Below are 14,432 nucleotides of genomic sequence, written 5' to 3'. Positions count from 1 at the left end.
GGATAGAATCGGCAAAGCGACGGAAGGAAGAGCCGAAGCGACGGATAAAACCGCCGAAACGATGGAAGGTTCACGTTACGTCACCTCATCTTTTGGAAATTAGGTCGATAGAAACCTAAAATAAGACGAGAATACAGTGAGTTAGGTTGATAGTCTCTATAATTAAAAGGCAATATGTATGCTAGTCCTGTATTTATCGCATATAATAGAACAAATAGGAAACGGGGGTGCTGTACAATTGACACAATATGCAAAAGCTAAATTACAAGAGGAAAAAGTATTCAAGGATCCAGTGCATCGTTATGTGCATGTACGGGATCAAGTGATTTGGGATCTAGTTGGTACGAAAGAATTTCAGCGACTACGTCGAATTCGCCAGCTCGGTACAACATTTTTAGTATTCCACGGAGCAGAGCATAGTCGCTTTAGTCACTCACTTGGCGTTTACGAAATTGTACGCCGCATAGTAGATGATATATTTGCAGGTCGTCCGGAATGGGATGAGGATGAACGCCTGCTTGTGCTTTGTGCAGCCCTTTTACACGATTTAGGGCATGGGCCATTTTCACATGCCTTTGAAAATGTTTTTGAGCTTGATCATGAATATTATACAAGACAAATTTTGCTCGGTGATACAGAAGTGAATGCCGTATTAAAAAAAGTATCGGCGGACTTCCCGGAGAAAGTATCTCAGGTCATTGAAAAAACATATCCGAATAAGCAGGTCGTTAGTTTAATATCGAGTCAAATCGACGCTGATCGTATGGATTACCTACAGCGTGATGCTTATTTCACAGGCGTAAGCTACGGTCATTTTGATATGGAGCGTATCTTAAGAGTAATGCGTCCACGGAAAAATCAGGTCGTTATCAAGGCAACGGGCATGCATGCGGTAGAGGATTATATAATGAGCCGCTATCAAATGTACTTACAAATTTATTTCCACCCAGTATCTCGCAGTGCAGAGGTTGTATTAAATAATATTTTAAAACGAGCTAAGCAACTAAGCTTAGCTGGCTATAAATTTAAGCACGAGCCTACACACTTTATTGCATTTTTCCGCAACTCCATTACGTTAGATGACTATCTTGCATTAGATGAGAGTATTCTTTTTACATATTTTCAACTTTGGATGCAAGAAGAAGATGCTATATTAAGTGACTTAAGCCGCCGCTTTGTTAACAGAAAGCTATTTCAATACATCGATTTAGATCCAGGTGTAGAGCTAGATAAATATCAAAAACTACAAGAGCTCTTCAAGCAAGCTGATTTAAATCCAGAATATTATCTTGTCCATGATACAACAGCAGATTTACCGTATGACTTTTATCGACCAGGAGAAGAAGAAGTCCGTGTTCCTATTTTCTTAGAAATGAAAAATGGAGAGCTACGAGAGCTATCACGTGAATCTATTATTGTTGATTCTATTTCTGGTCGCATGAAACGAGATCATAAAGTATACTTCCCGCTAGATTTCCTAGAGGACAATAGTACCCATCCTGCTGTGAAGAAACAAATAATAGCCTTGCTGCAAGGTAAGGGGAAAAATTAATAAAAAAATTTTTTTGTATAAAAATGTGTATATTAAATAAAGTGGAATATATAGTATTCCAACATACTAATAGTGAAAAACAGCGAAAGTACTCTGATTGAGTTATTTTCGCTGTTTTTTTGTCATTGTATAAAGATGAAAAAAGTGGAAACTATATAGAAATTTTTAGAATTTTATAAATAGAAAGTCTGAGATTGTTTAGAATTTGTTTAGTATAATCGTTTAGAATGAGTCGAAAACCCTAATATGGATGTTACCTATTATTAAGGGTGTCACGAAAGTACCATGGATATATTCTAATTGTACATCGCAGATACATAAGTCATCGTAAGTGCCTATTCGTGAGTACTTATTCGAGTGTATTCATATAGACGACCATTGAATAGAAGGAAAGAGGGACCAACCTATTGTTTGCGGCATGCTTTTCGACATGACGAAAGGATGCAACGTCGTCAGCAAATACCAACAGGTAACTCTCTGAACTTAGAAAAAGGAGAGAAACATGCAAAAATTTAAAAAACTAAACATAGCAGTAATCTTAATGCTACTAGTATTCCAAACAGTCCTTTCACCGATTTCGGTGTTTGCGATTGATGGAGCACAATCTTTAGCACAGTCAGTTGAATCTGGAGATGTGGGTAGTAATGATAACACGAGCGTAGGTGAATCGCCTGAAACTTCAACTGAACCAGAAAAGGGTACTGGTACCACGGGAGTAGTTGAACTACCAGAAACCTCAACTGAACCTGAAAAAGGTGAGGGTTCTATTACTGGTTCTGAGGGCGTAGTTGAACTACCAGAAACCTCAACTGGACCTGAAAAAGGTGATGGTCCTATTACTGGTTCTACGGATGTAGGTGCACAACCTGAAACACAAACTGAACCTGGAAAAGGTAATGTTAGTGGTGAAGGAGAAAATCCAAAAGAAGATAAGGATGACGAAACTACACCACCATCGTATGAGCCAATTATGTCTGTTGATGTAATTAAAAATGTTGAGTTTACTGTGGATGGAAAAAAGGTAAATTCAAATGAAAGTATTAATGTTACTAACGGACAATCTGCAGAGTTTAAATTTCATTTAGAACTAGCAGCAGGACATAATTATGGTCCAGGTACAACATTAACGTACACTTTACCAGCTATTTTTGAAAATATCACATTCCCGAAAGGAACAGCTTACGGTGAGGTCGGTACAATTTCAAAAAATGGAAATGATATTGTCATTACATTTAACGACGAATTAAGAGATGATTTAGGAGCTGGTGTAGCCCTTGAACCGGGTGCATACTTTAGCGTACAAGCAAACTTTGCAAGCGATAATACGAAATGGGAAGAAACAATTAGTTTACCAGGCACTGAAAACATCAAGTTGAACTTCCAACCTAAAACGAGCAATAAACCTGTTACCAAATCAGGTGTAGCAGATAATGGTGGGGAAAATAGTAAGTTTATTGACTGGAAAGTTGAAGTTAATACAGATTTAGGCGTTAATAAAGAATCTGGTACTACAGATTTTATTGATACATTAGAAGGCGCGCATACTTTTAAGCAAGATTCTGTAAAAATTACAAAGTTAAATATATCACCTAATGGCACAAAAACAGACTCTAATGACCCTGTCATTGTGACTCCAATCTTCGATAACAACAAAATGACAATTGCGTTGCCGAATGAAAAATATACTGCTTACCGCATTACGTATCAAACAGAAGTTGGTGACCCAGGTAACGTTAAAAATGCTATCTTTAAAAATAAGGCAACTTATAATGGGAAATCCACTACTGCACCAATAAACGTGAACTTTGGTGATCCATTAGCAAAAACGCATACAGGTCCTACTGCTAGTGACTTAGCAACATATTGGACGATTAATTACAACTTCAATAACCGCAATATTTCACAGGAAAACGCCGTACTAACGGACATCTGGACCGATACTCAAGAGTTAGTTGGAGAGGTACAAGTATTTGAGGCAGATGGTAATACTCCTGCCACTATTTCTTACAAAGTGGAGAAAGATGGAAACGGCTTTAAATTAATATTTAATGCTCCTGTAACAAAACCATATGTTATCAAATATGTAACAAAGCCAAAAGATAACGTGTATCCAACAGAGAGTTTTGCGGTAAAAAATGAAGTAACACGCCCGGATATGTCAGAATCGGTAGAAGATACTTCTTATTATTATAAAGAATATTTATTACTAAACAAATCTGCAAATGGCATTGACTATCAAAATAAAACGATGTCATGGAAGATTGTGGCGAACCAAGCAGGCTATGATTTAGCTGCTGGTACGAAGTTTGTTGATACTTTTACAGATAAAAATCTAAAGTTAATAGAAAATACTTTAGAAGTAAAAGTAGGTAATAAATTGGTTAATAAAGCAGATTACACGTTAAGCATTAATGAGGATAAAAAAACCGGATTTACAATTATTTTAAACAAAGCGATAAATGAGCCTATCGAAATTACGTATGATACAGAATACGATATTCGACATGCTGGAACAAATGCAATTGAATATCATAATAAAGTAACAATGACAAATAATAATTTACCGAATTCTCCATCTGCTTCAGCAGAACAAGAGATTCGAAATGAACAAAAAACAAATGGTAAAAAAGAAGGTCATTATAATTACGAAACAAAAACCTTCTATTGGGATGTTGAATTTAACTTTAACTACAATTCTTTAAAAAATGCTGTATTTGAGGATAAATTACCAGATACACAAATAGTTCGAAATATTGTAGTTCAAAAAGGTGAACTAAATGCAAGTGGTGTTTTCACAGGAACAGAAACAATAGAGATTCAAAATACTTCAGATAAAAAGAACGAAATTAAGCTTGAACTAGGGAATATTGATAGTCCTTATAAAGTGACATATGAATCAGTAGATAAAGATGGCATATTCCCACATGGGAACCCAGTACGTATTACGAATACAGCTACATTAACAAGCGATGAAGGTGAGAATGCATCGTGGTCAAAAACAGTTGATGTAAATCATACAGATAAAATTTTAAACAAAATGGGTCATCAAGCTGATCGTGGCTCTGCAGTAGCTAAGTGGAATTTTGAGTTTAACTACGCACAATCCAAATTAGACAATGTAGTCATTACCGACACAGTAGGTAAAGATGCTGAAGGTAACCCAGAACAATTGATTTTAGAAGCTACATTTAAAGTATATAAAGTTGCATTATCTGGAACAACTCCAAGTAATCCAGCTGAACAGAAGACACTTGTAGATCCAAGTGCGTATACATTAAATGTAGATATGAAAAATGGTACATTCACTCTTAATTTAGGGAATGTGACTGCAGCATACTATATAGAATACGAAACAGTATTTACAGGTGAATCAGGCTCTGATGCTGAAAATGAAGTAGAAGTAAGCTATCAAGGTGGCAGTCAAACAAGTGGAAAAGATAGCTGGTCAATTGCTGATTTTAATTATGGTAACCAAGCATCAACAGTTAAAGTGCCATTTGTCATTTTAAAAACGAATGCTGCAACAGGCGAAGTAATGAAAGATGTTGAGTTTACTTTATACAGCCAATACACAGGAAATAAACCATTAATTAGTGCTAAAACAGATGAAAACGGTGTATTAGACTTCGGATTAAAATTAGCTGAGGGTAAATATACGTTAAAAGAAACAAAAGTTGATGGCTTTGAAAATCCGGATGTAATCTTTACATTAAATCGAGATAAAAAAGCAACATCAGGTCCTTTTGAAGGTAAACAAATTGTTGAAATCGCCAACATACCAGAAAGCCCTTTGAAATGTTCACTGTTTGAATTAACGGTATACGATATTGACGGTAAATTAGTGGATGGAACAGTAACATTAGTAAGTAAAGCGACGGGATTATCAGAAAATCATACTGTTGAAAACGGTAAAGTTACTTTTACTCCAGAACAAGTTAAAGCAGGTCAGTATGAAGTTATTTATAATGGCGAGACGTTAAAAACAATTACTGTAGAGTACAGTGAAAACTGTAACGCGAGTATTCAACCCGCACCTAAGTGCGAAAACTTCACAATCGTGGTTAAAGATACAGACGGAAACATCCGTACAAATATTAAAGAGTTAACATTGAAATCAGGTACTACAGAAGTAAAGGCATCAACTGATGCATCAGGTAAGTTTATTTTTGAATCAAACAAAACTAATTCTGATAATGGCGTGAAGCCAGGCGAATATACTGTATATGAAGGTAACCAATTCTTGGGGACAGTAACTTTAACGTATACAGAAGACTGTGGGCATGAATTTATTGTTAAACAGGCACCAAAATGCGAGGAATTTAAATTAACAGTTAAAGATGTTGATGGTAATAATATTACTGACGATACTTCAAAAATCGTTGTTAAAGATGCTAACAAAAATGAAATTATTAGCACAACAACTACAACAGGTGTTATTGAATTAACTGATTTAGAACCAGGTGTTTACACAGTTGAAGTAAATGGTGAAGAAATTGGTACTTTCGAAACAAATATCGAATGTGAAAAAACGGTTCAACCAGCACCAAAATGTGAGCTATTCACATTAACGGTGAAGGATGAAAATGGCAATCCACGCCCTAATGTTAGCAATATCACAATTAAAGATAAAGCAACAGGAGCAATTATTGCTACAGGCAAAACGACAAATGAATTAGGTCAAATTACGATTCAATCTAAAGACATTCCTTCAGGTGAATATAGTGTATATCAAGGTCATCTATTCATTGGGTATATAACTGTTAAATATTCAGTTAAATGTGAAGCAGAAGTATCAGCAGCACCTGCTTGTCCTGAATTTACATTAACAGTAAAGACGGTACTTGGAACGCCTAACGTGAATGCAAAGATAACAATAAAAGATGCTAAAGGTAATATCGTTAAAGGTGAAGATGGTAGTGAAGTTTTCACAACTAGTATTGCAGGAACGGTTCTATTACCAAACAAAACTATTAAACAAGGTACGTACAATGTATATGAGGGAAGTAGTTTAATTGGCTCATTTACTGTAAAAGATACATGCTCTGCAGAAGTACAGCCTAAATCAACAAGTGGTGGAGGCGACGGTGGTGGCTGGACGCCTAACCCAGATCCAGGTCCAGATCCTGATCCAGAAAAGCCAGTTGATCCAGGGAAACCAGTTGACCCAGATCCTGATCCAGGAAAACCAGTTGATCCAGGGAAACCAGTTGACCCAGATCCGGATCCAGAAAAGCCGGTTGATCCAGAAAAACCAACAAAACCAACACCAGAGACAGAGAAGCCAGTTAATCCAACAAATCCAGATGGTTCAGGTAACGAAATAGATCCAAAAGATCCAACAAACCCAACAAAACCTGAAAAACCAACTGTAGAAGAAGTTATTGATCAAGGAAAAGAATTAAAGCCATACAAGCCTTCTACAGCGGATAAAGATACATTAGATGAATATAAGGATTTCCTCGATAAATACAACAAGTTATCTAAAGAGGAACAGGCCGAAGTAGATAAATATCTGGATATTGATAAAATCAAAGCAGATGCAAAAGAAATGGAAGCGCAGTTAAATGCGCAAGGCAAACTGCCACAAACAAATGGAGCAAACCAAACAGCTCTTACACTAATCGGTGTAGCGCTTGTACTAGGTGCATTATTCTTATTGCGTCGTCGCAATACAGAAGTGAAATAATTTTCAATAAGAAAACCCCAAGATCGTAAAAATCTTGGGGTTTTTCTTATACTAGAAGGTATCTGATAGTTTTGCAGGTGCTTTGTCGAATGGATATTGCTCGACAAATTCTGCTTGAACGGCAAGTCGTTTCGTACCCTCATCAGCACATGTAACGAGGGTTAGAAGAGTTTTATCAGGGATATCATCAATAACATAAACATCTGTTGCAGAGATGATTTCCTTAGTTGTGATCTTGTACTCATAAATATTTGTTAAATCCGTTAAATAAATTGTATCTCCTATGCTAGCTTTATATAAGGGGCCAAATAAAATATCTTTTTCCTCAAAATAATGACCTGCTAATGCGTAGTTTCCTTGTCCAAGTTTTTGAGTAGGCTTCATCGTGCCTGCTCCAACGGCAAGAGAAGCGTTACCAACTCCTTTGACGATAGGAAGTTTCATATCCACACTAGGGACTTCGATACTACCGATGACAGGCATTTTACTGGCGGTTGTCTGAGCTTTTAAGACTTCCGCTATGGAAAGGGATTGTACGGCTTCAAATTCAAAATCTGCATCTGCATTTTTGTTTTTGGCCATCTCCTCAGCGCTGTAATCAGTTGTATTTAATTGTTTACTCAAATGGGAGATAATTGCATGTTGAATGGGGTTAATGAAAATAAGTAAGAGACCAACGATAAGCATACAAATGAGTAGTGGCAGTTTAAATTTATTCATGTCATAAAACACATCCTAGTATTCAAATTACGAGTTAAGGGGGAGTTGGTCCTATTCCGTATCTAGAACCGTAAAACGCCTGTAACAAGCTTCTAAACGTTACAAAGCACTAGAAGGCTACCATACGTTAAAAATGGGTAGAGCTTTATGTGCTCTACCCGTTCTAATCTTTATTTATCGCTGAAGCGTACGCCTGCAACACCGTAGTGGTTTTTAGACATTTCCTCGATGAAGACTGTTACATTTTCTGGTGGCGCATTCACTGTACGAGAAACGGCTTCTGTTACTTCTTTTACGAGTGCACGTTTTTGTTCTTCTGTACGACCTTCAAGCATTTTCACTGTTACGTATGGCATAATATTGCCTCCTTTATTGAATAATGTTGTATAGTTAGTTTATAAGAAAGTATACTATAAACTTCTTACTTATATGTAGGCATTTGCACATTGCTAGCAGCGTTCATTACGATGCTAATGCGCATAAACAATGCTTTACTTTTATAATAGCAGAATGGAGGTAGTTAAAGTATGGCAAATGAAGAAAAACCAAAACAAAAAATGGGCTTTACTATTATTAAAAATGATCCAACAGACGGACATAAGGGATTTGGTATCGGTTCGCTTTCGCTTGAAAACGTATCGCCAGTCATTATCGATATAGAAGAGGGGACGGCATCAGTTGAAATCGGTGCTATGCATGCTCGCAGTGATGTGGAACGAGGTATTAAATTTACGACAGATCGCGCTGATTCAGAAGGTGGGAAAGCGTATTGGCTAGTATGGGTGACAATCGACCATAAAGCGGATGGACCTTACTATGCGGGTGTAACTGCGTGTGAAATGGTAGTTAATCGTGAAAAGCGTCGTGGCTATAAAGTTTTAGCTGATCATGTAAATAAAATGGATAAATCTATGAAGCGTCACATTATTGTAGAGCATATGGATGCGCCGTCTAAAAAGGTGTTAGCTTCTTTCCTAGGTGAGCTAAATCCGGACTTATGGGCTCGTAGTGAGGAGCAATTGCGTCAAGGTTTATTTGTTTAATAGACCTACAATGATTGAACAATCTGTGACATTTCATAATCGCTTTCATATAAGGTTGAAAGTGGGTTTGAAACCAAGTAAACTTGATAAAGAACTTACATTTTAGTAAGCTAGGACACTTGGTTCTGCGAATGTGATGAGCGCTATGCGGCATTTGAACAACCCAAACCCAAGCCAAATGCCCCATGATTCTCATCTACTTCGCGAACCATAAATAAGAAAAGCTTTCTGTTCCCACGGACACAGCTCCGGGGAAGAGGAAGCTTTTCTTTTTCGTATATGTCTGTTACTTTGTCGAGAGCCTTCGCTAATAAAACGCTTATTGCTAATAAAGGTTCCGCATGATTCGTTAATTTTTAAAAATGTTGAATGGGAGCATATTCCAGAACTCTCCCCACGTATCGGTATCGAGAATATCAAAGTTTGAAGAACATTTTTCAGTTGGTACATCTTTAGCATCCATATAGATGAGACGTTGTTGAGGGCAGGCATTTGTCGCTAATTTACCTGATTCAATATCGATGACCGCACCTTTAACGCCTTTCGGTTTTTTGAAATCCTCGTTCTTTGTTCCTTTATTGACAGTCTCCATAAAGTCGATCCAAATTTGCTTAGTAGCAGCAGTATCTTCTTTTTCCGTTAGATTTTTTCCTTGGTCATAGCCGTTCCATACACCGGCGGTTAAGCTAGGTGTAAATCCAATCAGCCACTGGTCGCTATTAGTAGAGCCAGATTTTGCTGCATACGTATGCGTCATACGAGAGCGAATGCTAATCCCTGTAGCGGGAGAATAATCACTAAAGACTGGATCGAAAATACCTGTCATCATCTCTGTTAAGATATACGTATTTTCTTTTGAGAGAACTGTTTCGTCTTCTTTACTAACTTCTTTATTTTCGTAGATAGTATCGCCGTTAGCATTTTTAATAGAAACAATAGTAGTAGGCGTAGTTTTTTTACCTTGCGATGCTAAAATATTATAAGCATTCGTCATTTCATATAATGTTGTTTCTGTCGTTCCAAGTGCCATGGATAAATTGTCCTTCTTACCAATAGTCACGTCGAAGCGATCAGCCATTTCGTGAAATGGTTTAAAGCCAATCTCCTCTAAAGTTTTAACAGCGTAAATATTATCAGAAATAGCGATAGCTTGTGCCATCGTCATATCATGGTTTGCAAATTGACCGTTAACATTTTTAGGTGAGTATGTGGCCCGTCCATGATCATAAGTGAAAGTTGTCTCACCTACATCTAATAATGTTAATGGTGTATAACCATTTTCTAAAGCTGCCGCATATAAAATAGGTTTAATGGTCGAGCCTGGCTGACGTTTTGCCTGTGTAACTCTGTTAAAAGAACTTGCAGCATAGTCACGACCTCCAACTAATGCTGTAACGGAGCCAGTATTGGATTTCATACTAACAAAAGCAGTTTGTAAATCATCAGCAGGCATATGTTTAGCTACAGCTTCTTCAGCTGCCTTCTGATGTTCTAGATTAATCGTTGTTTGGATAGTCCAGCCACCCTCACTAATGTCGAGATTTTTTGATTTCAAAATTTCACTAGCCTCTTGCCATGCTACGTCAAGGAAAAATGGTGCTACAGATTTTGTGGCTACCCAGCTATCATTCTTTAAGACAAGCTTTTCACTTTCTGCACGTGTTCTTTCATCTTGCGTAATAGCACCTTGATCGGTCATCAATTTTAAAATAACGTGTTGGCGATTAGTTGCCTTCTCTAAATTAGCAATAGGGGAGTAAATACTTGGCCCTTTTGGAACCCCAGTTAACATTGCTGCTTCTGCAAGCGTTAAGTCTTTTGCAGATTTTCCATAATAAAATCGACTTGCAGCTTCTACGCCGTACATACCGTGGCCGTAGTAAACAGTATTTAAGTAACCTTCTAGTATTTCATCTTTATCATAAAAAACTTCTAATCTATAAGCATACAGTGCTTCATTTAATTTTCGTGTCCACGATTTCTCATGTGAAAGATATAGATTCCGAGCATATTGTTGTGTAATTGTACTTGCTCCTTGAACTTTACTTCCAGCCTTAATATCAACTAATATTGCACCAGCGATACGAGAAAAATCCAAACCGCCATGCTTATAAAAATCTTTATCCTCAACAGCTACTACTGCTTGCTTTAAATAGGGAGACATCTCATCAAGACTAACCCAGTAACGTCGTTCATTCGCAAAGTGATCCCCAATTTGGTTCTCATTTTCATCTAAAAAAATAGAGGCTTTCGGTACGGTTAAAGGCGGGGCACCAGCCACTTGAACATAGACGCGTAAAGCTATAAATGCTACTACAATTGCGGATGTAAAGGCAACAAAATAGGTAAGTGCTTTACGTGTACGCTTTGAACGTTTTTGCTTACGTTGATAGCTTTTTCTCTTCATCCGACTTCACCTCGTTTTCTCACACTTGCGTATAGTATGTGTTTGAACATTCATATTTAATCGAAATTATTGGTAAAAACTATTGCACTTTATTCAAAAACATCTATACTTTTTTTGTACTGTTTGAAATGCTAGCATTCGACAAAAGAATAGCACATTGTAGATTTTAATCGAATTCTGCTAGACGTTCCAATAATGTATACGAGGATACAGGGATAGAGGTTTCATTACATTCCTGTAAGCCCTTAAAGAGGTTCATTATCAAAAGTTATAAAATAGATTTCATGTGGAAAAATGATTGGAGGGGGATTGGACACCCTCAATTGGAACGGAAATCAATTTTGTAATGAACTGATGAAAATGAATATAATAGGATTAATTTCTAAAAGTGGAGGTCTATTAATGAGATTTGATGAAGCTTATTCAGGAAATGTTTTTATAAAAAGTCATCCTACATATGAGGATGCTCAGGCGGTCATTTATGGTATGCCAATGGACTGGACAGTTAGTTACCGTCCGGGCTCACGTTTTGGCCCGCAGCGTATTCGTGAAGTATCCATTGGTCTAGAAGAATACAGCCCATATTTAGACCGTGAGTTAGAAGAAGTGAAATATTTTGATGCGGGTGATATTCCGTTACCATTCGGCAACGCACAGCGCTCGTTAGATGAAATTGAAAAATATATCGAGACGCTTTTAGCAGATGGTAAAATCCCTGTAGGTATGGGTGGCGAACATTTAGTATCGTGGCCTGTTATGAAAGCTGTTTCAGCAAAATATGATGACTTAGCAATTATCCACTTCGATGCACATACAGACTTACGTGAAGAGTATGAAGGAGAGCCACTTTCACACTCAACACCTATTCGCAAAATTGCTGAACATATCGGACCGAAAAATGTATATTCATTTGGTATTCGTTCAGGTATGAAAGAAGAATTCGAATGGGCGAAGGAAAACGGCATGCACATTTCAAAATTCGAAGTGCTAGAGCCATTAAAAGAGGTATTACCGTCTTTAGCAGGTCGCAATGTTTACGTTACGATTGATATAGATGTACTTGATCCAGCACATGCACCAGGTACAGGAACAGTAGATTGCGGAGGCATTACATCCAAAGAATTACTAGCGTCAATCCATGCGATTGCGGCAAGTAACGTCAATGTAGTGGGCTTTGACCTAGTTGAAGTAGCACCAATCTACGACACATCAGAAATGACAGCAAATACAGCTTCGAAGTTATTGAGAGAAATGATTTTAGGCTGGGTAAAATAAGTAATGAATAGGAATGGGGGTAGCTTTAAGCTAGCTCCATTTTCCTTTAAACTCTGACTAAATAAATACAGATACCGTTTGCGCTTGAATCATTTCAGAAGTATTTCCTAATCGTATTCGGTAATGGCTTTTACAGGGACAGCATTATTCATAAGAATCGTAGCATGTGTATACGTAATCCAATTTTTTGCTTAGAGCAAAGTTGTCACCAACTCTGAAATTTAAGGTTAGTTGATTAGTGGGGCAATTTGGGACTCAGCAAAATCGCAGACTGTTAATAACCAAATAATATGGCGAGAAAAATACTCGCAATGAGTGTATAGGGCTATAAAGATAAGAAAGGGGTTAATCCCAAAATCATTGTTTAATGATTTTGGGATAACCCCGAAATATAGATTAATGTTTTGAAGTATAAACTTTACCGTTTATCGTTACTTTAGAAGCTGAGATTAGTATTTCTTTATTTGCTTCATAGTATGGAGTTAAAATTTTGTCGATAGCATCCCATTTTTCCTGAGATTTTTCATAGTCACCTTTTTTATCAAGAGCTGTTGCTTCCTCATAAAGCTTTTTTAATTGTTTTTGATCATTTGCCTTGATTTCGAAATCAAAGTCAGACAAGTAATCTTCAAAGCTAAATGGCTTAAAATAAGGATTAATCATTTCATCGAATTCACCCCATAGCTTGTCAGATAATTGATCATTATTATCTTTATCAGCTTTTTTAGCATCATTGTATAAAGTTTTTAGTTTTGGCATGGCCTCAGCCGGGATATCTAATTCCAAATCTGAGATGTATTCTTCAAATGTTAACGGTGGATTTAGAGCATCTAAGTAAGGTTGAAGGACCTTCAGGAATTCATCAAATTTTTCTTGTGCGTCCTCTTCTTTATTGGATTTTTCTAGTTTTATCCACTGTTTATAAATATCTTTCAGTTGTTTTTGATCTTTTTCTTGAATAATTATATTTTTTTCACTAAATCCATACTCTTCAATGAACTCTTCAAAAGATATAGGTACCCAGCTAGCTAAAATATACGGCTTTGTGATTTTATCCATTTCAAGATTAACTTTTTCTACTTCATCATATTTCTCTTCTTTTTCTAACTTCTTCGTTTGATTAAATAACTTTTCTAATTTTGCTAGGTCTTCTTTTGTTATTTCTTTAGGTAAGCTTTTTTTATATGTGTCAAACGTATAGAAATCTGAATAATCTTGTACTAAGCTACCTTCTACAGAGATTTCCTGACCTTCTACTAAGTTCATTTTTTCTAATTGCTTATCTGAAAATTTCTGAAGGTCGATATAATAGTTTTTGCCGTCTTTCCCTTTAATTGCGATGCTATCTCCGTAAACGCTTTTAATAGATCCTTTAATTTGTTGCTCAGCTTTAACCGTTATTTCGTTTGTTGTTGTTGTAGCCTCAGCTTGATGTGGCGTGAAGACAGCCATCCCTATTGTTAGTGCTGATACAATCATCCAAGATTTTTTAGTTGTTTTTTTCATAATTATTTCTCCTTTTGTTTAAATGATTTTATTACTAATTATTGGACGTCTTACCAACTATAAAAAGTTAGTTATAGTTAAAAAAATTTTAAAATAGTCGGAAGGTATAGATCGATAATTAATTAGAAGGCGAAAAAAGAGGCTATACATTTCTTAAGGAAATAATTCTCTTCAATTGTGGTGCTGGAAGAAGGTGCTATTAAAGTATTGCGATACAACCTTTTGCGTAAGCTGGATAAAATA

The 14,432-nt window shown here is 36.6% G+C and carries 8 protein-coding genes; 4 read left to right on the top strand and 4 right to left on the bottom strand.

The features are described 5' to 3' along the window. The first annotated feature begins 178 nt into the window (after window positions 1-178). Window positions 179-1,552: an HD domain-containing protein gene (locus tag ABNX05_RS16335; protein WP_432760154.1), complete on the top strand. Its 1,374-nt coding sequence runs from the start codon at window positions 179-181 to the stop codon at window positions 1,550-1,552. Between the two features lie 502 nt (window positions 1,553-2,054). Next, entirely contained in the window at window positions 2,055-7,238 is a 5,184-nt protein-coding gene (locus tag ABNX05_RS16330) for a collagen binding domain-containing protein (RefSeq protein WP_349660680.1), read from the top strand. A 51-nt stretch (window positions 7,239-7,289) separates the two neighbouring features. Here the strand turns inward: ABNX05_RS16330 and ABNX05_RS16325 are convergent, their stop codons facing one another. Next, window positions 7,290-7,958, bottom strand: a complete 669-nt coding sequence (locus tag ABNX05_RS16325) for a class A sortase (protein WP_349660679.1) — start codon at window positions 7,956-7,958, stop codon at window positions 7,290-7,292. 170 nt (window positions 7,959-8,128) lie between these two features. Beyond that, window positions 8,129-8,314, bottom strand: a complete 186-nt coding sequence (gene thmT / locus ABNX05_RS16320; protein WP_053484500.1) for a 2-hydroxymuconate tautomerase — start codon at window positions 8,312-8,314, stop codon at window positions 8,129-8,131. A 171-nt stretch (window positions 8,315-8,485) separates the two neighbouring features. On the opposite strand from thmT, the gene ABNX05_RS16315 reads away from it, so the two are divergent. Next, window positions 8,486-9,001, top strand: a complete 516-nt coding sequence (locus tag ABNX05_RS16315) for a YwhD family protein (RefSeq protein ID WP_349660678.1) — start codon at window positions 8,486-8,488, stop codon at window positions 8,999-9,001. 349 nt (window positions 9,002-9,350) lie between these two features. On the opposite strand, the gene ABNX05_RS16310 is transcribed toward ABNX05_RS16315, so the two are convergent. Then, the gene (locus ABNX05_RS16310) at window positions 9,351-11,408 is read right to left on the bottom strand and encodes a transglycosylase domain-containing protein (protein WP_349660677.1); all 2,058 of its coding nucleotides are present in this window, start codon (window positions 11,406-11,408) and stop codon (window positions 9,351-9,353) included. Between the two features lie 402 nt (window positions 11,409-11,810). Between ABNX05_RS16310 and speB the strand changes: the two genes are divergently transcribed. Next, window positions 11,811-12,683: an agmatinase gene (gene speB, locus ABNX05_RS16305; protein WP_349660676.1), complete on the top strand. Its 873-nt coding sequence runs from the start codon at window positions 11,811-11,813 to the stop codon at window positions 12,681-12,683. A gap of 396 nt (window positions 12,684-13,079) precedes the next feature. Here the strand turns inward: speB and ABNX05_RS16300 are convergent, their stop codons facing one another. Continuing rightward, entirely contained in the window at window positions 13,080-14,189 is a 1,110-nt protein-coding gene (locus ABNX05_RS16300; protein ID WP_349660675.1) for a hypothetical protein, read from the bottom strand. Between the last annotated feature and the right edge of the window lie 243 nt (window positions 14,190-14,432).

Source organism: Lysinibacillus zambalensis (assembly GCF_040183165.1).
GTDB classification, from domain to species: Bacteria; Bacillota; Bacilli; order Bacillales_A; family Planococcaceae; genus Lysinibacillus; species Lysinibacillus zambalensis.
Note: the sequence above shows the minus strand (reverse complement) of the source record. Positions and strands in the feature narration are given on the sequence as shown.

Bases quoted from the DNA above. Each gene is read 5' to 3' on its own strand.
- ABNX05_RS16335 (WP_432760154.1), top strand. From the start codon at position 179: ATGCTAGTCCTGTATTTATCGCATATAATAGAACAAATAGGAAACGGG.
- ABNX05_RS16330 (WP_349660680.1), top strand. From the start codon at position 2,055: ATGCAAAAATTTAAAAAACTAAACATAGCAGTAATCTTAATGCTACTA.
- ABNX05_RS16325 (WP_349660679.1), bottom strand. From the start codon at position 7,958: ATGAATAAATTTAAACTGCCACTACTCATTTGTATGCTTATCGTTGGT.
- thmT (WP_053484500.1), bottom strand. From the start codon at position 8,314: ATGCCATACGTAACAGTGAAAATGCTTGAAGGTCGTACAGAAGAACAA.
- ABNX05_RS16315 (WP_349660678.1), top strand. From the start codon at position 8,486: ATGGCAAATGAAGAAAAACCAAAACAAAAAATGGGCTTTACTATTATT.
- ABNX05_RS16310 (WP_349660677.1), bottom strand. From the start codon at position 11,408: ATGAAGAGAAAAAGCTATCAACGTAAGCAAAAACGTTCAAAGCGTACA.
- speB (WP_349660676.1), top strand. From the start codon at position 11,811: ATGAGATTTGATGAAGCTTATTCAGGAAATGTTTTTATAAAAAGTCAT.
- ABNX05_RS16300 (WP_349660675.1), bottom strand. From the start codon at position 14,189: ATGAAAAAAACAACTAAAAAATCTTGGATGATTGTATCAGCACTAACA.